Raw genomic sequence first — 19,060 nt, forward strand, 5'->3', positions numbered from 1 at the left:
TTTTAGTTTTTATTGTATGATAAGGAATAAACATTACGCCGCTAGATCATGTGACTGTGCGATGACAACTGTGCTTCCCTCGAGCACTGGAGGCAAATTAAATGAAACCAAAACGAATGAATCGACCTGTCTTTATAAGTATAGTTATGGTGCTTTCGACACTTGTCGTTGCGGTTGGAGGATATGCAGCCGCGCTCATTACCGGTAGCATCCTTACTGATGAGGATCAACTTAATTTCGCAGAAACGTCAACCGTTGTTGATGAAGAAGGAGAAGTATTGGCGAGATTGTTTTTTGAAGATCGCACGAATATTTCAATTGATGAAATTCCAGAACACGTGCAACAGTCGTTTATTGCTGTTGAGGATCACCGTTTTCATGAGCACCAAGGTGTAGACTTTATTGCCATTGGCCGTGCATTATATCGCGATATTCTTGCGGGTGCTGCTGTTGAGGGCGGAAGTACGATTACCCAGCAGCTTGCGAAAAACGTGTACCTAGAAAATGACAAGACACTTTTACGAAAAACAAAAGAAGTGTTAATTAGCATGAACTTAGAACGAAACTTTAGTAAAGACACACTTTTAGAAATGTACTTGAATCAAATTTATTTTGGACATGGTGTGTACGGTATTGAACGAGCATCAGAACTGTATTTTGACAAAAGCGCAAAAGATTTAACGATTGCTGAAGGAGCGTTACTTGCAGCGATCCCGAAAGCGCCGTATCACTATTCTCCTGCGTCTGACATTGAACGAGCTGAGAAGCGCCGAGGTACGGTGTTAGCATTGATGGAACGGCACGGATTTATTAATGAAGAAACGATGACTGGAGCAATGAATACGCCCATTTCATCAGATGTGCACACGGAGCCAGAAATGGATGCTTCTTTTTATACGTATGTAGATATGATGATTCAAGAAGGAATTGAAAAGCACGGCATTTCAGAGCAGCAATTCTTCACCGGTGGGTATACGATTGAAGTGCCTATCCATCATGAATTACAAAACACAGCATACAGTGCAATGGAAAACAATGAGCACTTTCCTGATGAGAGCACAGGAGTCCAAGCCGCTTATGTGATGCTAGATAACAAAACGGGAGCAGTGAAAGCCGTTCAAGGGGGAAGGGATTACGTGAGAAAAGGATTGAACCGCGTAAATATCCCAAGGCAGCCTGGGTCTGCGTTTAAGCCAATATCCGTTTACGCACCTGCCCTTGAGAGTGGCCAGTACAAACCGTACTCACTTTTAAAAGACGAGCTTTTAGAATACGGTGATTACGAACCGAGCAATGTGAACGATGTGTACCAAGGTTCGATTACGATGCGCGATGCGATTATCCAATCGACAAATACGAGTGCTGTGTGGCTCCTAAATGAACTAGGAACAGCAAAGGGGATTGAATGGGCAAATGAGGCAGTACCGGAATTCCAAGATGACGGTCTCTCGGTCGCGCTTGGGGGGATGTCTGAAGGTGTGTCTCCATTGCACATGGCATCAGCGTATACAGCTTTCGCAAATGGCGGGATAAAATCTGAACCATATTTTATAAACTCGGTTAAAGCGTCAAATGGTGAATCGATTGTCGAGGCAAAAGTAGATCAGTCCCAGCTCTTATCTGAACAAAATGCATGGTATATGACGAGAATGCTCGAAAGTGCGGTGAAAGAAGGAACGGCCCAGCCTGGCAATACAGATCATGCGTTGGCAGGAAAAACGGGAACGACTAATTTTGAGGGAGTAGACGGTGGGAATCGAGATGCTTGGTTTGTAGGGTACACACCGCAGTATACTGGGGCAATGTGGATGGGCTATGATTCGACGACTGAAGAACAGTACCTACAAGGTGGGAGTGCCTACCCTACACAATTGTTCAAATCAATTTTAAATACCGTTCCTGTCACCGAGCAAGGAGTCGCTTTCCATAAGCCTGAAGGTGTTTCAGAATTAGAATCACCTGTGCAATTTGCGGAAATAGAAGATTTGGATGCTGCTCTCACACTCCAAGGCGAAGGATTTCTAAATGTGAAACTAAATTGGACAGCGGCAGAAGACGATCGGCTCGTGTATAACATCTATGAAGTGAAAGATGGAGAAGCGAGTAAAGTGGGTGAAGTCGAAGGCGAAGGTTCGTATACTGTAAACCGAGCGAATATGTTTTCGTTAGGTGACTATATGGTTGTCCCTTTTAATCCACAAACAGGCCAAGAAGGAGAACCGTCCAATGTTGCTGATGTGAGTGTGATGTCCATCTTCTAAGCGTCGCTAAGCTCATGTGGTAAGGGTGGACAAAAGAACACGCTTACCATTAACATAAGCTCGCTATTATTATGAGGAGCAACAAGTCCCGATTTAAAACGAACAAACACCCCGACGTTCTTCTTTGACAATAACGTCGGGGTGTTTGTATTCGGGTTCATCTAAGTTTGTTTATTCTATGTGAGATTACACTTATAAACGGATTGATATTACAACTTGAAACGGGACATTCTTTGGTCTAAGTCGTTCGCAATTTCAGCGAGTTCGCCGGCGGCGTCACTAATGGAATCCATTGTAGCGACTTGTTCTTCCACCGTTGCAGCAATTGACGCAGTGTTCGTTGTTGCTTGTGTTGATGTGCTTTGAACGGCAGCTAAGTTGTCCTTAATATGATTGCTATTTGTTGTCACTCGTTTGACGAGCTGGTCAATTGTTTCCGATTTTTCTGTAACGGCTCGAAACGCTTCAAGAATGAGCTGATACGTCTTCATCATTTCGGTGAGCATGTGCTCGCCTTTGGAGATGAGTTGCGTGCTTTCTTTCGATTGTTCGACAGATTGCTGTATGCTGGACGTCATATTCGAAATTGTTTCAGTAATTGAGGCAGCCGCATTCTCACTTTCGGCAGCGAGCTTTCTTACTTCATCAGCAACAACACCGAAGCCCTTTCCTGCTTTCCCAGCACGTGCGGCTTCTATATTCGCATTGAGCGCAAGTAAACTCGTTTGTCCAGAGATGTCTTTAATGACCGTACTTACGTGTTCAATTTCTTTAGAAGCCTCTCCGAGCAAATGAATGGTGGAAGCCGTCGTTTCATTTTGGGTACGTATTTCTTGCATGCCTTTCAGTGACTGGTCTAATCGTTTTTGACCGTTGGCTGCGTGCGTATTTGACTGTTCACTTTGGGAAACTATGTCTTGTACTGCAGCATAAACATCGTCTAGCTCGCTGCCCATCGTTTGAAATGTCTTGTTTGATTGGTTAATTGATGAATTTAACGTGCTTTGTATGTCTGCAATTTCCTGCACAGACCCGGACACTTCTTCAGCACCAGCATTCACTTCTTCAGAGGATGCGACGAGTTCTTCTGAAGAGGCAGCGATCGATTGACTTGCGTTAGACATTTCTGTCATAATCGTGCGCAATTGTTCGGTCATTGTATTGATTTCCTTAGACAACGCTGACAGTTCATCATTTCCGTTAACATCTAAAGGTTCGGTATGCAACTGTCCAGCAGCCACCTTTTTTGCAGTTTGGGAGATTTGCTGGATTTGTTTTTGAATTCTTCTTGAGAACAAAATGAATAAAACAGAGCCAATTACCGATGCACCGATGGCAATGATGATACTCAGTAAGATTGCTTGCCCCATCGCGGCTTCCATATTCTCATTTGCAGATTCCGCATGCCCTAAGAAATAATTTTCCAATTGTGCAGAGAGTTCCCGCAGCTCTGCATTAATGAATTCAAAACCTTGGAGCGTTTGATCACCAGGGACGACTTCCATCGATACATATTGACCAACTCTTGAATCGAACATTTCGTTAAAGAAATGAAAACGTTCTAACGCATTTGTCGTTTCCTCATCAGAGATTTGTGTATTCAATTCGGCAAGCAGTGAGGTCATACGCTCGTCAATTTGCTCGTACTGAGAGAAGTCGGGTTCCTCTTGCAACCGTAGGTCTGACACAAAGATATACTTTTGTTGAAATGTGGAAGATGTTTCTTGCGCTTTTAGGGCGTATGTATTCCAATGTTGCATTTCTTCAGCTTGTGTTTGGATATGACTCAATAAGAAGTAAATTAACACAAATCCAATAAGAAAGCAGAAGATAATAAAAGATAAAGATAATAGCATTTTTGAACGAATGGTTGAAAAGCGTGATTTCACATCCATGTTCTCTCCTCCTAGCAATAGTTCTACGATTTTATGAACGTTTCCCAAAGATTCTACACAAGACAACATAATTTCTATATGGTAGGTAAGGGTAGAGTTCTAAGGTACGATGCACAACTCGCGTATCGTTTGGTGCACGTTTTGAGAAAGATTGGGTATGCTACCAAAGACACGCATACATAAGTGCTATTTATAGTATCGACGCTTTACATGATGTTTGAAGAGGGCGTTTCAAAAGACCTGGAAAGTTATCTTGTGATAGGATAAGTTTGGTACCTACAAGTGTGGCGTGATAAAGTCACATACGTATAGGGATATAGAGGAGTGTATAGTTGTGGCGAATTTTAATGATCGGTTGCTTCGTGCGGCAAAAGGCGAAGGTGAACGGACAAAGCCGGTATGGTATATGAGACAAGCGGGACGCTCTCAGCCGGAGTATCGCGAAATAAAGAAAAAGTATTCATTATTTGGGATTACCCATGAACCTGAGTTAGCGGCTTATGTTACTCGATTGCCAGTGGAGCAGTACAATAACGACGCTGCCATTTTGTACAAAGACATTATGTCTCCGCTTCCAGCGATTGGGGTAGACGTAGAGATTAAAAGTGGAATCGGTCCGGTGATTCATAATCCGATTCAATCAACGAGTGACATTGAAAGGCTTGGGGAAATTGACCCAGAAAAAGATGTGCCTCACATCTTAGAAACGATTAAAATTCTGCGAAAACAATTGGACGTACCTTTAATTACATTTGCTGGTGCACCATTTACGATGGCAAGCTACATGATTGAAGGTGGACCGTCGAAGTCGTATGAAAACACGAAGGCGATGATGTACGGAAATCCAAAACAGTGGCAATTGCTCATGGACAAGCTAAGCGATATGACGATTACGTATGCTAAAGCACAAATTGCTGCTGGCGCCCAAGCCTTTCAGCTTTTTGACTCTTGGATTGGGTCCCTCAGTGCCCCAGACTATCGGACGTATGTGAAGCCAACGATGATGAAGATCTTTAGTGAACTTAAGAAAGAAGGGATCCCACTCATTACTTTTGGTGTTGGGACAAGGCATCTGCTACAAGAATGGAACGACTTAGATGTGGATGTCATTGGTCTTGATTGGCGTACGTCCGTGACAGAAGCACGTGAAATGGGCATTACAAAAGCACTCCAAGGCAACTTGGACCCAGCCGTGCTTTTAGCTCCTTGGGAGACGATTGAAGAGAGAACGAGAAAGATACTTGATGAAGCCATGGACGACCCTGCCTACATTTTTAATTTAGGGCACGGGGTGACTCCGTCCATATCTCCGGACACGCTAAAGCGTTTAACGCAATTTGTCCACGATTACAGCGGGGGGATTATAAAGTGAGCAAGAAAAAAGTCGGGATTTTAGTCATGGCATATGGAACGCCGCGAAGCTTAGATGAAGTGGAACCGTATTACACACACATTCGTCGCGGAAGAAAGCCTTCAAAAGAGGCACTAGACGATCTGATCGATCGGTATAAAGCCATTGGAGGGGTGTCTCCTCTGGCAAAAATTACAAATGCGCAAATGCAAGCACTTGAAGACCGATTGAATGAACGTTCCACTACTGTTGAATTCAAAGCGTATTTAGGCTTGAAGCATATTGATCCATTTATTGAAGATGCTGTTGAGAATATGAAGGCAGATGGGATTGAAGAAGCCATTTCAATCGTACTTGCGCCTCATTACTCAACGTTCAGCGTCAAATCATACAACGGCAGAGCCCTTCAAAAAAGCGAAGAGATTGATGGGCCTGTTATCCATGCAGTCGAGAGCTGGTATACAGAGCCGAAATTTATTAAATATTGGTCAGACGAGCTTAGAAAGACGCTCGAAGATGTGAATCAAGATGACACAGTCGTCATTTTCTCAGCGCATAGTCTTCCAGAGAAAATCTTGACAGACAATGACCCGTACGTAGACCAATTAACCGAAACGAGTCGACTCGTTGCCGAAGCGGCTAACGTGAAAAACTATGAGATTGGTTGGCAAAGTGAGGGCAATACTGCGGACAAGTGGCTTGGACCTGACGTTCAAGACCTTACGCGTGATTTGTATAACAAATCAAAGTATCAAACCTTTGTATACGTGCCGCTAGGATTTGTTGCGGATCATTTGGAAGTGCTCTTTGATAATGACTATGAATGTAAAGTGGTTACGGATGAGCTAGGGGTTCAGTATGAGCGACCGGAAATGCCTAACACAAATGCACTGTTTATCGATGCGCTTGCAGATGCAGTGCTTAAACAGAAAGACTTGAGTCGTTAAATGAAGACAGCAATTATTGGCGGAGGGATTACAGGGCTCTCCGCTCTTTATGAGTTGGAAAAACATGGCATTGATGCCCATCTATTTGAGGCATCAGAACAACTTGGAGGTAAGGTTCGTACCTATAGACGGGACGGATTTATCATTGAGCGAGGAGCGGATTCGTTTCTCGCACGAAAACCAGAGCTCATGGACCTCGTAAAAGAGTTGGGCATGGAGGATCGTCTCGTACCGAATGAAATCGGCCAGGCTTTTATTTTTTGGGAGAACGAGTTCCACCCCATCCCGAAAGGTTCTGTAATGGGAGTACCTGGGTCACTCTCCTCTATTTCCTCGTCTTCGCTTTTAAATCCACTTGGAAAGGCAAGGGCGGCACTTGACCTATGGATTCCTAAAGGTCGAGACGTTGAGCATGATCGCTCGGCCGGTGATTTCTTTAGAAAACGCTTTGGGAACCAAATGGTCGATCGTCTTTTAGAACCATTACTCTCAGGCATCTATGCAGGGAACTTGAAAGACTTGAGCCTCAAATCGACACTTCCGCTTTTTTATGATCTAGCAAAAGATCATAAAAGCTTGATAAAAGCGAGTGGACATCTTCAACAAAAGCGTCAAGGTTCGAGCAATAGCAAAGGTCAATTTCGCACATTCAAAAATGGGTTAAGCGAGATGATTGATGCGTTGGAAAAAGCGTGTTCATCGGAGCGGATTCATAAAAACAAAGAACTGGTCACGGTCGTCAATGAAAAAGAAAAAACAAAGCTTATTTTTTCAGATGCGAGTTACGAGCTTGTCGATCACGTCATACTGACCGTCCCCCATGACCGGGTGTCGGACGTTTTACCAAATAGTGAAATGGCGCAAGAGATGAAGGAAATGAAAGGTTCCTCCATTGCTACTGTTGCTTTAGCCTATAAAGAAGAAGATGTACACAGTCGTGTAAACGGGACGGGATTTCTTGTTCCACGGGCAAATGGGACGAACATTAAAGCGATGACATTTGTAGATAAGAAATGGCCTCATGCTGTTCCGAAAGGATATGTCCTCCTTCGGTGCTTTGTTGGACGACCAGGGGATGAACAAACGGTTTATACGAGTGATGAAGGTTTAAAGAACATGGTACAGTCAGAAATTAGCGAGATGCTAGACGTAAAGGGTTCCCCTATTTGGATTGATATTGAGCGCTGGAAAGAAGCGATGCCTAAGTATGCGGTTGGGCATGCGGAGCGGATAAAAGATTGGAAACGAGCGGTTCAAACCGTTTACCCTACTGTACAACTTGCCGGTGCTTCATATGAAGGGGTCGGTCTACCTGATTGTGTGAGGCAAGGGCAGATGGCTGCAAAACACGTGCTTCAGCAGATTTCTGAACGTTAATTCGAGGTGTTGCTGCATTGAATACAGCACACCTTTTTTGTTTTTGTCTCGTCTCGGACTGAAATGACGAGCAATGTGTTACAATAACTACATTAATAATTGAGGTGAACCACATGTTTATAGATTATGTAACCATTTATGTGAAATCCGGCGACGGAGGAAATGGAATGGTTGGGTTTCGAAGAGAAAAGTACGTCCCTGACGGTGGACCAGCAGGGGGAGATGGCGGGAAGGGTGGAGACGTCGTCTTTCGTGTCGATGAAGGATTGCGAACGCTCATGGATTTCCGCTATCAGCGACATTTTAAAGCAAGCCGTGGAGAAAATGGCCGCAGTAAAAACCAACACGGCAAAAACGCAGAGTCTTCCATAGTGCTCGTACCTCCCGGTACGGTTGTGAAAGACAAACATAGTGAAGCAGTCATTGCTGATTTAACTGAACACGGAGAAGAAGCAATGATTGCCAAAGGCGGACGTGGAGGTCGTGGGAATACTCGATTCGCGACCCCAGCAAATCCAGCTCCAGAACATGCGGAGAATGGGGAGCCGGGCATCGAGAGGGAGATCATTCTCGAGCTGAAACTTCTCGCTGATATTGGGCTGATTGGCTTTCCAAGTGTAGGAAAGTCGACATTCCTCTCCATTGTTACTGCAGCAAAACCAAAAGTCGCTGATTATCCGTTTACGACGATTAAGCCAAACTTAGGTGTTGTTTCTACAAATGACGGAAGAAGTTTCGTTATGGCTGATTTGCCTGGGCTGATCGAAGGTGCTCATGAAGGAGTAGGGTTAGGTCATCAATTTTTACGTCATATTGAGCGTACGAAAGTGCTCGTTCACCTCATTGATGTGTCCGGTTTAAGCGGTCGTGATCCATACGAGGATTACTTGACAATCAATCAAGAGCTGAAAGAATATAACGAACAGCTCATGAACCGTCCGCAAATTGTTGTTGCGAATAAGATTGATATGCCAGACAGTGAAGATACGCTTCGGACGTTTAAAGAGCAGTTAGACGACGATGTTCAAGTATATGAAATATCTACACTTCAGCGTAAAGGGGTAGACTTGCTCGTTAACCACATTGCTGATGAACTCGAACAAGCGCCGGAAGTCGATGCGTTTGAACAACCCGCTCTAGAAGAAAATGTGTTGTATAAGCATCAACCAGAAGAAATATTTGTCATCACGCGTGATCCGGATGGAACGTATGTATTAAGCGGTGATGAACTTGAACGCAGAATTCAAATGCTAGACCTGAATCGTACAGAATCAGCACGACGATTCTCAAGAACACTTCGGAATTTAGGTGTTGATGCAGCGCTTCGAGATCGAGGAGCGAAGGATGGAGACCTCGTAAGACTTGCAGGCATTGAGTTTGAATTTATTGATGAATAACGTTTAAATGGTGGTGAGTACTGGTGGCAGAAGAAATTGACCAGTTTTATCTCGTTCGAGAAGACATGCTCACAGAAGCAATGCAAAAAACCGTCCAAGCCAAAATTTTATTAGAAAATAAGACCTGCTCGACGATTGGCGAAGCCGTCAAACAAGTTGGTTTAAGCCGGAGTGCGTTTTATAAATACCGAGATGCCGTCCAACCTTTTCATACGATGATTCAAGAAAAGATTATTACGTTCTCGATCCATCTTGCTGACCGCTCAGGAGCCCTGTCAGGGCTCCTGACAAAAGTCGCAGAAACGGATTCAAATGTACTTACGATTAATCAAACAATTCCATTACAAGGCCGAGCAAACATTACGCTTACCGTTGATACGAGCATGTTAAATGTAGAGGTTCGACAGCTGATGGCTGACATTAAAGCGATGGAAGCTGTTGAAAAAGTGGAGATCATCGGTTCAGGTGTATCAGGCGCATAAGCCTGCATTTTGAAGGCTTTTATCTGCAAGATACCATCTAAAGAGAGAGTGGAGAAGAGACCCATGAAAACCGCGTATTTAGGGCCGGAAGGAACATTTACCGAGTTGGCTGCGAAGTCATTTTTAGGTGAGACTGCCCGGGTTCCATACAAAGATATTCCAAGCACGATGAACGCATTGGAAAGCCAGGAAGTTGATGCAGCAGTTGTTCCATTAGAGAACACAATTGAGGGGTCGGTTAACGTTACACTTGACCACCTTATTCATCGCTATCATTTTCCGATTGTAGCAGAAGTGGCGATACCGATTGCTCAACATTTACTTATCCATCCGTCGACGACGGATTATACACAGGTAGACACAATCTACTCGCATCCTCATGCGATCGCTCAGTGTCATGAATTCATTAGTGACAAGATAACCGATGCGCAAATTGCTTACGCGACATCAACGGCAAGTGCTGCAAAAGAAGTGTCCGAGCGGCCAGAGCTTAATCGAGCAGCGATTGCCAATCGTTTAGCAGCAGAGAAATACGGGCTAACGATTGCTGAAGAGAATATTCACGATTTCCCGAATAATCATACCCGCTTCGTGTTGTTGGCAAATGATGTACCAGAGATGACGCGCCATTTCGGTTCAGCTGCCCCGCAAAAAACGAAGATTGTGATCACGCTGCCTTCCGATTACTCTGGAGCGTTGCACCAAGTATTATCCGCGTTTGCATGGCGCAAACTAAACTTGACGAAGATTGAGTCTCGTCCAACAAAAACTGGGATCGGTAATTATTATTTTATTATTGACGTTGATCATGCCTATGATTCGATTTTACTCCCGAGTACATTAGAAGAACTAAAAGCACTCGGGTGTGAGACGCGAGTTCTTGGTACGTACCCATCTGTTTTTATTGAAGAAGAGCAGGAGACGACGCTATAATAATGAATACTTGTGCCCGGCTGTGCATATCTTCTTAAGGGAAGCATCAATGATGACGGACTGATTATATGCACAGGAGGGACGACAATTGTGAAGATCCATATTGTACAAAAAGGCGACACACTTTGGAATTTGGCGAAGAAATATGATGTCGGCTTTGAAGAGCTTAAAGCAGCGAACACGCAGCTTGCCAATCCAGATATGGTGATGCCAGGAATGAAGATCAAGATTCCTGGTAAAGGTGTTCAAGCGAAAAAAGAAGTTCAATCAAAAGCAGGCCCTGCAAAGGATTACACGAAAAAAGAGCAGCCAGTCGCAAAAGAACAGCCAGCACAGCCGAAAAAAGAAGCGCCTGCTGTGAAGCCCCCGCCGATGAAAAAGTCAGTGATGGAAGTACCGAAAAAAGAACCAACAGCATACAAACAACCAGCTAAAGCTCCTGCAAAGAAGCAAACGGTACCACCAAAAATGACAAAACCGACACCGAAAAAGGAAAAAGAACCTGTAGCTATGAAAGAAATGCCGAAACAAAAAGCAATGCCAAAGCCGGAACAAAAACAAGAAGAAGTGCCGTATTATCCGCCGGTAATGCCGCAGTATCAACAGCAAATGGCACATCCTTGTATGGAACCGTCCCCATACTACGGAGGCTACCATCAACCGATACCGCCTCATTTAATGCAGTATTGTTATCCATGTGGCCCGTATATGCCACCCACACCTTATCAAATGATGCCACCGGCATACGCGCAACCACAAAGCAATCATTATGAAATGCATCCTTTTAATGAAGGATACGGGTATCATCAGCCATATGAATTCCAATACCAAGGAAGCTATGATGATGAGTACGATCATCGTGAAAACCAGCCTTATTCTGAATCGTTTGAGCAATCGCGTTACGTTGCACCGGTAACGCATGCACCAATGGTGGATCCATACGGATACTATTATCCTCCACCAATGATGTACGGTGCACCGCCTGCGCCTCAACAGAGTTGGCAGTTTCCAAATGAGGACAATGAGGAATAACAATGGAGGACCTTCCTCCAAATAACAGGAGTATCTTAACGCCCTTCTTCACAAAATACTTGTGAAGGGGGGATGTTTCATTTATGAAGAAATTTGCTTTGTCGGTTGCCGCTTGCACATTGTTAGCAACAAGTCTTGCAGGTTGTGGGGATGCCAATAATCAGGCAGCGAATGACCGGGCTGCTTATGATATGAACTATGTGAACGATTATCGTGGTGCCGACCAAGATTATGCGATGAACCGAAGTAACAGGGGAGACCGTGGTGAAGGACCAATTACGGATATGCTAACTGTTGATGACCGTACTACACGTACAGAACGTCATGACAGCACGCACAATGTAGATGACCGTACTGGGAGTTCTTGGGCATATAATAATGCGAGAGATGTAGTCGACAAAGACCATTATACGAACGCAGAAAGAAATGCAAACAAAGAACGTTTCCAAAAATATAACGGAGAAACTGGAAACCATCCTGGCATGGTGAATAATCGCGGGTATATGAATGGTGATAACGACGAAAACCCATATCATGTTGGGCACACAGACCGTTATAACAGTGACAATCATCACGATCTTGAAAGAACCATTGATCAAGCTGTAACGGATATGAAAGCGGTAAGTGACACTCATGTTGTTGTTGACGATGACCAAATCGTCATTGCGATAAAAGGAAATAACATTAGCGACTCCACAAAAGAAGAAATCAAGGATGAAGTTGAAGATTATACGAACAGAACCGTCTACGTTACTGATGATGAAGAAATGTTTACGAATGTGCGCAACATCGCAAATGATGTCCAGCGCGCAGGTGGGGAAATGATGGATGAAACGAGAGCCACATTTGACGATATGGTAAGCGACCTTGGGGATATGGTAGAGCGTCCGTTTGAACGGAGCAGATAAAAATCGTAAGCGTAAGAGGAGAGTTCTCCTTTTGCGCTTTTTTGATTCGTGCTATATTTATTTATTAGAGTATGTGCAATGGAGGGGAGCATGCGACATGGCTGGACATTCAAAATGGAATAACATTAAACGAAGAAAAGAAGCACAAGACACGAAACGTGCCAAAGTGTTTACGAAAATAACGAAGGAAATCTTTGCATCTGTTCGTGCAGCTGGAGATGACCCTGATACGAATTTACGACTCAGGCAAGCCATTCAAAAAGCGAAAGCTGCGAATTTGCCTGCAGATAACATTGAACGAACGATAAAAAAAGCAGCAGGAAACCAAGAAGATGTCACGTATTACGAACTGACTTATGAAGGGTATGGACCTGGTGGGGCAGCCATTTTTGTACAAGTGCTCACAGACAATAAAAACCGAGTCGTCGCGGATTTACGGCATGCTTTTTCCAGGAACGGGGGTAATCTTGGAGAGGATGGTTGTGTCGCTTTTTTGTTTCAAGATGTTGGCATCTTAGAAATTGCTGCTAATAGCGGTGAGGAAGAAGAAGTTATGCTTGATGCAATTGAAGCAGGAGCGTCAGAGTTTGAACTTGTGGACGATCAGTACATGATTACAACGGAACCTAAACATATTGAAGCAGTAAAGCTCGCTTTAGAAGCAGCGGGGTATAAAGTGAGTAACAGTCACCTGGCGAAGATTCCATTAACGACAACAACGTTGGATGAGGAGCAGTGGGTGATGATGGACCAACTGATTGATCGTTTAGAAGACAACGATGATGTGCAAAATGTATATTATAACGCAGATTGACCATTTGCAATGAATACGTATGTTCCCATCCTTTTCGCGATTATGCTACACTTAAACTAGTTTGAATGGAGAGGGGAACGTCTGTGATTGAATCCTTATACGGATCTGTCGTGTATCGTGACCATGAATCCGTAACGATGAATGTACACGGAGTCGGTTACCACGTACTATGCGCAGATCCTTTAACATACCAAGTGAATGAAGCAGATTTATTTACGATTTACATTTATACGCACGTAAGGGAAGATGCCATTCGGCTGTACGGCTTTAAAACAAGAGAAGAGCGCGTGCTATTTAGCCGTTTGTTGCAAGTGTCAGGTATCGGTCCAAAAGGAGCGCTAGCTGTACTTGCAGAAGGAAATGCTGCAGTTGTAGTCGGGGCTATTGAAGAAGAAAACGAAACACTGCTCACCAAATTTCCAGGTATCGGAAAGAAAACAGCGAGGCAAATGATTCTTGATCTAAAAGGTAAACTTGATTTTGTTCAGGCAGCCTCAGTGGAGCCTGACACACGTATACGTTTAACAAATGATGCGCTAGATGAAGCGATGGATGCGCTCCGGGCATTAGGGTACGGTGAGCGTGAAGTAAAGAAAGCAGAGAAAGCATTAAAAGACGAAGACCTTCAATCCGATGAATACGTAAGAAGAGCGCTGCGTTTATTTGTGGAGCGCTAGGAGGGATAAAATGGACGATCGTGTCATCTCTCAAGAAGCATTAAATGCAGAAGAAGAACGCGTAGATCAAGGGGTGAGACCCCTTTCGTTTGATGATTACATTGGTCAAGAGCAAGTGAAACGTAATTTACGTGTGTTCATTGAAGCGGCAAAGATGCGCGAAGAGAGTTTGGACCATGTGCTGTTATATGGTCCTCCAGGTCTTGGAAAGACGACCCTTGCTGCAATTATTGCGAATGAAATGAACGTAAATATTAAAACGACGTCAGGACCAGCAATTGAGCGTCCTGGTGATCTTGCCGCCATTCTTACGACGCTTGAACCGGGGGATGTGCTATTTATTGATGAGATTCACCGGCTAAATCGAGCGGTGGAAGAAGTGTTGTATCCGGCAATGGAAGACTTCTGTTTAGATATCGTCATCGGAAAAGGGACTGAAGCCAAGTCAGTCCGACTGGACTTGCCCCCATTTACGCTCGTTGGTGCGACGACAAGAGCAGGCATGTTAAGCGCACCGTTACGTGACCGGTTCGGTGTGCTAAGTCGCTTAGAATATTATTCATTGGATGAGTTGGCCCGGATTGTTCAGCGAAGCAGTCAATTGCTTAGTTTTGATATGGAACAAGCGTCAGCATTTGAATTAGCGCGCCGTTCTCGTGCCACGCCGCGTATCGCCAATCGCTTACTTCGTCGGGTCCGGGACTTTGCACAAGTGAACGGTGTCACTTCAATTGCCGTAGATGAAACGTCAGAAGCATTGGAACAACTGCAAGTAGACCGACTAGGCCTTGACCCTAACGACGTGCGCTTATTAACGATGATCGCTCACAAGTTTAATGGCGGACCTGTAGGTGTTGAGACGATGGCAGCAATGGTAGGTGAAGAGACGGAAACGATCGAAGAAGTGTATGAGCCCTATCTTTTGCAGATCGGTTTTTTGCAACGGACACCACGGGGACGATTGTTAACGCCACTTGCATATGAACATTTTGGGTGGGCGTCTCAAGGAGAAGTTTAGCGATGGGGCAATTTCCGAAAATGCTCATCATTATTGGGGCGATACTTATCGGTATTGGGCTGTTGTGGCAGGTCGGCGGGAAGATTATACCGCTTGGCAAGTTGCCAGGAGATTTCCTCTTTCGAGGTGAAAATACGACGGTCTATATACCGATCGTTACATCCATCATAATAAGCATTGTGTTAAGCCTCATTTTCTTTATTGTGGGGCGTTTTCGATGACCTACAGGAACAACAGGAGTGAACATAGCGATGAGAGTTGATGACTTTGATTTTGAACTACCAGAAGAATTGATCGCGCAGACCCCTTTAAAGGAACGAGACCAATCGCGGCTTCTCGTTCTTGAGACACCAGGTGGGGCGCTTCATCATACCCATTTTACGCACATTGAAGAAGAGTTAAACGACGGGGATTGTCTCGTTTTAAATAATACAAAGGTGCTGCCGGCTCGGTTGTTTGGCACGAAGGAGAACGGTGGTGCAAACATTGAATGTTTGTTGTTAAAAGAACAAAGTGATGATACGTGGGAAGCACTCGTTAAACCAGCCAAACGCGTGAAAGAAGGCACGACCATATCGTTTGGAGACGGCCGTTTGCAAGCGGTCTGTACAAACGTACTTCCGCACGGCGGCAGAGAGCTCTCATTCTCCTACGATGGGATTTTTCTAGAGGTATTGGAGAGTCTTGGTGAAATGCCACTGCCACCATACATTACTGAGACGCTTGAAGAGCGCGATCGTTACCAAACGGTGTATGCCACACAGACGGGTGCTGCAGCAGCTCCAACCGCTGGTCTTCACTTCACCGAAGCGTTGTTAAACAGATTGCGTGCAAAAGGCGTCCAAATCTGTTATATTACTCTGCACGTCGGATTAGGTACGTTTCGTCCGGTTTCTGTGGAAAAAATCGAAGACCACGACATGCACAAAGAGTTTTATGAGATGGATGAAGACACAGCGAGACGTTTGAATGATGCAAAGCGTAATGGAAACCGAATTATCGCTTGTGGGACAACGTCAGCGCGGACGCTCGAGACAATCGCTTGTGAGCGCGAAGCGTTTGCCCCGTGCTCAGGTTGGACGAACATCTTTATTTATCCAGGGTATGAATGGAAAGCGGTAGACAGCTTGATTACAAACTTTCACCTCCCGAAGTCCACACTGATGATGCTAGTAAGTGCTCTGGCAGGACGAGATGAAATTATGGCGGCGTACACGTCTGCCATTGAACACCGATACCGCTTTTTTAGTTTTGGCGATGCAATGTTTATTAAGAGGAGCTAAGATCTGTATGTCAGCAGTTTATTACGAGCACATCAAGACGTGCAAACAGTCAGGGGCAAGGTTAGGAAAGGTTCATACGCCGCACGGTAGCTTTGATACACCAATGTTTATGCCGGTAGGGACACTTGCGACTGTAAAAATGATGAGTCCTGAAGAATTGAAAGAGATGAACGCACAAATCATCCTTTCCAATACGTATCATCTATGGTTGCGACCTGGGGAAGATCTCATAGAGGAAGCGGGTGGTTTGCATTCCTTTATGAACTGGGATCGCCCAATATTAACGGATTCCGGTGGATTTCAAGTGTTTAGTTTGAGCAAGCTTCGTGACATTCAAGAAGAGGGTGTGCACTTTCGCAATCACATTAGTGGTGAGAAATTGTTTCTCTCTCCAGAGAAAGCGATGCGAATCCAGCATTCTCTTGGATCAGATATTATGATGGCATTTGACGAATGCCCACCTTATCCAGCTTCATATGAATACATGAAGCGAAGTGTAGAACGTACAAGCCGTTGGGCAGAAAGATGCCTTACGACCCATGAAGGAAACGAAACGCAAGGGCTTTTTGGGATTGTACAAGGAGGAGAGTATCCAGACCTACGCGCTCAAAGTGCGAAGGACCTCGTTTCGATGGATTTTCCAGGATATGCAATTGGAGGACTTTCCGTCGGTGAACCAAAGGACGTTATGAATCGTGTTCTTGAAGAGACGATGCCTCACCTTCCAGACAATAAGCCGCGCTATTTAATGGGTGTAGGCTCAGCAGATGCACTCATAGATGGTTCCATTCGTGGGGTAGACATGTTTGATTGTGTGCTTCCAACAAGGATTGGTCGAAACGGTACGTGCATGACTTCTACGGGGCGTAAAGTCATTAGAAATGCCGAATACGCGAGAGACTTTCGTCCAATCGACGAAAATTGTTCGTGTTATGCATGTAAGAATTATTCTCGAGCTTATATTCGACATTTAATTAAAAGCAAAGAAGCATTCGGGTTTCGTTTAACCTCTTACCATAACTTGCATTTCCTGCTAAACTTAATGGTGAATGTTCGTGAGGCGATTAAAGAGGACATGCTACTTGATTTTAAAGAAGCATTCTTTGAACAATATGGGTTTAATCGTCCGGATGCGAAGAATTTCTAACAGAGGATGTTTGTATTACGAGAAGGGAGTGAATGATAATGATCGAACCAATTATTATGTTACTTTTGATGTTTGCGATTGTGTATTTCTTGCTGATTCGTCCTCAGCAAAAGCGCCAAAAGCAAGTGCGTGAAATGCATGCAAACCTTCAAAAAGGGGATGACATCGTTACAATTGGTGGACTGCATGGCACGATCGATGCGATCGATGAAGAAAAGATTGTACTGCTTGTCAATGATAACCGCAAGCTTACGTATGATCGTTCTGCTGTTCGCGAAGTGATGAACCAAAACTAAGTAAAAAAGGCCGAATTCACACAGGTGGTGAATGTCGGTCTTTTTCATTTACGCAATCGATGATCGTATCGATACGCCAATCATCCCTCCGATCAACGCCGTAACGATGCAAAGAGAAAATACGATGAGTTGGGACATGACTACGGGTGTCCCGTATCCTAGAAACTGGATGCTAAGCGATAGGAGTACAAAACTAACCCCTGCCAAAAGCCCGAGCAGCCATCCTTTCGATCCTGCACGGATGGCGGCGACGAGCCCACCAATAAACGTAATCGTTAAAGTGATGGCGATCGTTACTGCACCTAAAGATTGTTCGGTAAACGAACTAAAGCGAAGAATTGTAGCGAGAATGAGACTGCTCGCAATGACGAGCGTGAGCATCGTGAGAAAAGAACCGCCAATTGCCTTTAAATATGGGGTATCCACTGGATCGCCTCCAATCATTAGATTCATTTTCTTCTCTACAGCTTATGTGTCATACAAGCATATAGAATAAAAAATTACGGATGCAATTCCTCCTAACGGAAAACATAATGGCAAGATGTTGTTAAGGAGGATCACATTGGATCTGTTTTCGATTTTTTGGCGTGTGTTGTTTTTCTATTTCTTTCTCTTAATTTCATTGCGTGTGATGGGGAAACGAGAAGTGGGAGAGTTGACCTTACTAGATTTTGTCGTGTCAATCATGATTGCCGAATTTGCAGTTACCGGGATTGAGGAGGAATCGCTTATTGAAGGCATGTTTCCGATTATCATTCTCGCGTGTTTGCAAATTGTATTGGCCTATATATCTTTAAAAAGCAACCGGCTTCGGGATCTATTGGACGGACAGCCGACGATTGTTATTGAAAACGGCAAAGTAGATGAACAGGCGATGCGACGTTTGCGTTACAATTTTGATGATTTGATGCTGCAGTTGCGCCAACACGATTTAACGGACTTCACGCAAGTGGCTTATGCCATCCTTGAGCCATCGGGGGATTTGTCTGTCATTGAGGCAACCAAAAATGCTGGGCAAGTCATTTTCCCATTTCCATTTATCGTAGATGGAGAAATGCAAAGGCACCAGTTACAGCACATTGGTCGAGATGAAGAGTGGTTGAGGACAGAATTGAAAAAAAGAGGGTACGACGACGTGAAAAAAATTGCGGTCTGTTCTGGGAATCGGGAAGGGAACTTTGTGATTAACATAAAAGCAGATGCATAAGCGTGGTGGGTGTGACAACGAGAAGTGCGTGAAGG

At 44.4% G+C, this 19,060-nt stretch carries 19 protein-coding genes; 17 read left to right on the forward strand and 2 right to left on the reverse strand.

What is annotated here, in order from left to right:
• Positions 1 to 101 precede the first annotated feature (101 nt).
• Positions 102 to 2,261: a transglycosylase domain-containing protein gene (locus ACE1TF_RS18260; RefSeq protein WP_375018918.1), complete on the forward strand. Its 2,160-nt coding sequence runs from the start codon at positions 102 to 104 to the stop codon at positions 2,259 to 2,261.
• A 209-nt stretch (positions 2,262 to 2,470) separates the two neighbouring features.
• Here the strand turns inward: ACE1TF_RS18260 and ACE1TF_RS18265 are convergent, their stop codons facing one another.
• Positions 2,471 to 4,156 (reverse strand): methyl-accepting chemotaxis protein, encoded by a 1,686-nt coding sequence (locus tag ACE1TF_RS18265; RefSeq protein ID WP_375018920.1) that lies wholly within the window; start codon positions 4,154 to 4,156, stop codon positions 2,471 to 2,473.
• A gap of 328 nt (positions 4,157 to 4,484) precedes the next feature.
• On the opposite strand from ACE1TF_RS18265, the gene hemE reads away from it, so the two are divergent.
• The 15 genes from hemE to yajC all read left to right on the forward strand — a co-directional run bounded on the left by hemE (position 4,485) and on the right by yajC (position 17,818).
• Positions 4,485 to 5,528, forward strand: a complete 1,044-nt coding sequence (gene hemE, locus ACE1TF_RS18270) for a uroporphyrinogen decarboxylase (RefSeq protein WP_373901107.1) — start codon at positions 4,485 to 4,487, stop codon at positions 5,526 to 5,528.
• On the forward strand, positions 5,525 to 6,454 hold the full coding sequence (gene hemH / locus ACE1TF_RS18275; RefSeq protein WP_375018922.1) for a ferrochelatase: 930 nt from the start codon (positions 5,525 to 5,527) through the stop codon (positions 6,452 to 6,454). The genes hemE and hemH overlap by 4 nt, the downstream gene beginning before the upstream one ends.
• Positions 6,455 to 7,831 (forward strand): protoporphyrinogen oxidase, encoded by a 1,377-nt coding sequence (gene hemG, locus ACE1TF_RS18280; RefSeq protein WP_375018924.1) that lies wholly within the window; start codon positions 6,455 to 6,457, stop codon positions 7,829 to 7,831.
• Between the two features lie 113 nt (positions 7,832 to 7,944).
• Positions 7,945 to 9,228, forward strand: coding sequence for a GTPase ObgE (gene obgE / locus ACE1TF_RS18285; RefSeq protein ID WP_375018926.1), 1,284 nt, complete (start codon positions 7,945 to 7,947; stop codon positions 9,226 to 9,228).
• 23 nt (positions 9,229 to 9,251) lie between these two features.
• Complete coding sequence (locus tag ACE1TF_RS18290) at positions 9,252 to 9,710, forward strand: ACT domain-containing protein (protein ID WP_375018928.1); 459 nt, start codon at positions 9,252 to 9,254, stop codon at positions 9,708 to 9,710.
• A gap of 63 nt (positions 9,711 to 9,773) precedes the next feature.
• Positions 9,774 to 10,643 (forward strand): prephenate dehydratase, encoded by an 870-nt coding sequence (pheA, locus tag ACE1TF_RS18295; RefSeq protein WP_042403050.1) that lies wholly within the window; start codon positions 9,774 to 9,776, stop codon positions 10,641 to 10,643.
• 90 nt (positions 10,644 to 10,733) lie between these two features.
• Positions 10,734 to 11,675 carry a SafA/ExsA family spore coat assembly protein gene (gene safA / locus ACE1TF_RS18300; protein ID WP_375018931.1) on the forward strand — a complete coding sequence of 314 codons (942 nt, stop codon included), beginning with the start codon at positions 10,734 to 10,736 and terminating at the stop codon, positions 11,673 to 11,675.
• 83 nt (positions 11,676 to 11,758) lie between these two features.
• Positions 11,759 to 12,583, forward strand: coding sequence for a YhcN/YlaJ family sporulation lipoprotein (locus tag ACE1TF_RS18305; protein ID WP_375018933.1), 825 nt, complete (start codon positions 11,759 to 11,761; stop codon positions 12,581 to 12,583).
• Positions 12,584 to 12,680: 97 nt separating this feature from the next.
• Complete coding sequence (locus ACE1TF_RS18310; protein WP_042403061.1) at positions 12,681 to 13,397, forward strand: YebC/PmpR family DNA-binding transcriptional regulator; 717 nt, start codon at positions 12,681 to 12,683, stop codon at positions 13,395 to 13,397.
• An 83-nt stretch (positions 13,398 to 13,480) separates the two neighbouring features.
• Positions 13,481 to 14,074, forward strand: a complete 594-nt coding sequence (gene ruvA / locus ACE1TF_RS18315; RefSeq protein WP_042403063.1) for a Holliday junction branch migration protein RuvA — start codon at positions 13,481 to 13,483, stop codon at positions 14,072 to 14,074.
• Positions 14,075 to 14,084: 10 nt separating this feature from the next.
• Positions 14,085 to 15,092 carry a Holliday junction branch migration DNA helicase RuvB gene (gene ruvB / locus ACE1TF_RS18320; RefSeq protein ID WP_375018936.1) on the forward strand — a complete coding sequence of 336 codons (1,008 nt, stop codon included), beginning with the start codon at positions 14,085 to 14,087 and terminating at the stop codon, positions 15,090 to 15,092.
• 2 nt (positions 15,093 to 15,094) lie between these two features.
• Positions 15,095 to 15,313, forward strand: coding sequence for a DUF2905 family protein (locus ACE1TF_RS18325; protein ID WP_042403066.1), 219 nt, complete (start codon positions 15,095 to 15,097; stop codon positions 15,311 to 15,313).
• Positions 15,314 to 15,343: 30 nt separating this feature from the next.
• Positions 15,344 to 16,375 carry a tRNA preQ1(34) S-adenosylmethionine ribosyltransferase-isomerase QueA gene (gene queA, locus ACE1TF_RS18330; protein ID WP_042403068.1) on the forward strand — a complete coding sequence of 344 codons (1,032 nt, stop codon included), beginning with the start codon at positions 15,344 to 15,346 and terminating at the stop codon, positions 16,373 to 16,375.
• A gap of 7 nt (positions 16,376 to 16,382) precedes the next feature.
• Complete coding sequence (gene tgt / locus ACE1TF_RS18335; RefSeq protein ID WP_375018939.1) at positions 16,383 to 17,522, forward strand: tRNA guanosine(34) transglycosylase Tgt; 1,140 nt, start codon at positions 16,383 to 16,385, stop codon at positions 17,520 to 17,522.
• 32 nt (positions 17,523 to 17,554) lie between these two features.
• Positions 17,555 to 17,818 carry a preprotein translocase subunit YajC gene (gene yajC, locus ACE1TF_RS18340; protein ID WP_042403071.1) on the forward strand — a complete coding sequence of 88 codons (264 nt, stop codon included), beginning with the start codon at positions 17,555 to 17,557 and terminating at the stop codon, positions 17,816 to 17,818.
• Between the two features lie 48 nt (positions 17,819 to 17,866).
• Here yajC and ACE1TF_RS18345 read toward each other — a convergent pair whose 3' ends face one another.
• Positions 17,867 to 18,244, reverse strand: coding sequence for a TIGR04086 family membrane protein (locus tag ACE1TF_RS18345; RefSeq protein WP_375018942.1), 378 nt, complete (start codon positions 18,242 to 18,244; stop codon positions 17,867 to 17,869).
• Between the two features lie 136 nt (positions 18,245 to 18,380).
• Between ACE1TF_RS18345 and ACE1TF_RS18350 the strand changes: the two genes are divergently transcribed.
• Positions 18,381 to 19,025, forward strand: a complete 645-nt coding sequence (locus ACE1TF_RS18350; RefSeq protein WP_375018944.1) for a DUF421 domain-containing protein — start codon at positions 18,381 to 18,383, stop codon at positions 19,023 to 19,025.
• The last annotated feature ends 35 nt before the right edge of the window (positions 19,026 to 19,060 follow it).

Source organism: Geomicrobium sp. JSM 1781026 (assembly GCF_041949955.1).
In the GTDB taxonomy this organism is placed as follows: domain Bacteria; phylum Bacillota; class Bacilli; order Bacillales; family Marinococcaceae; genus Geomicrobium_A.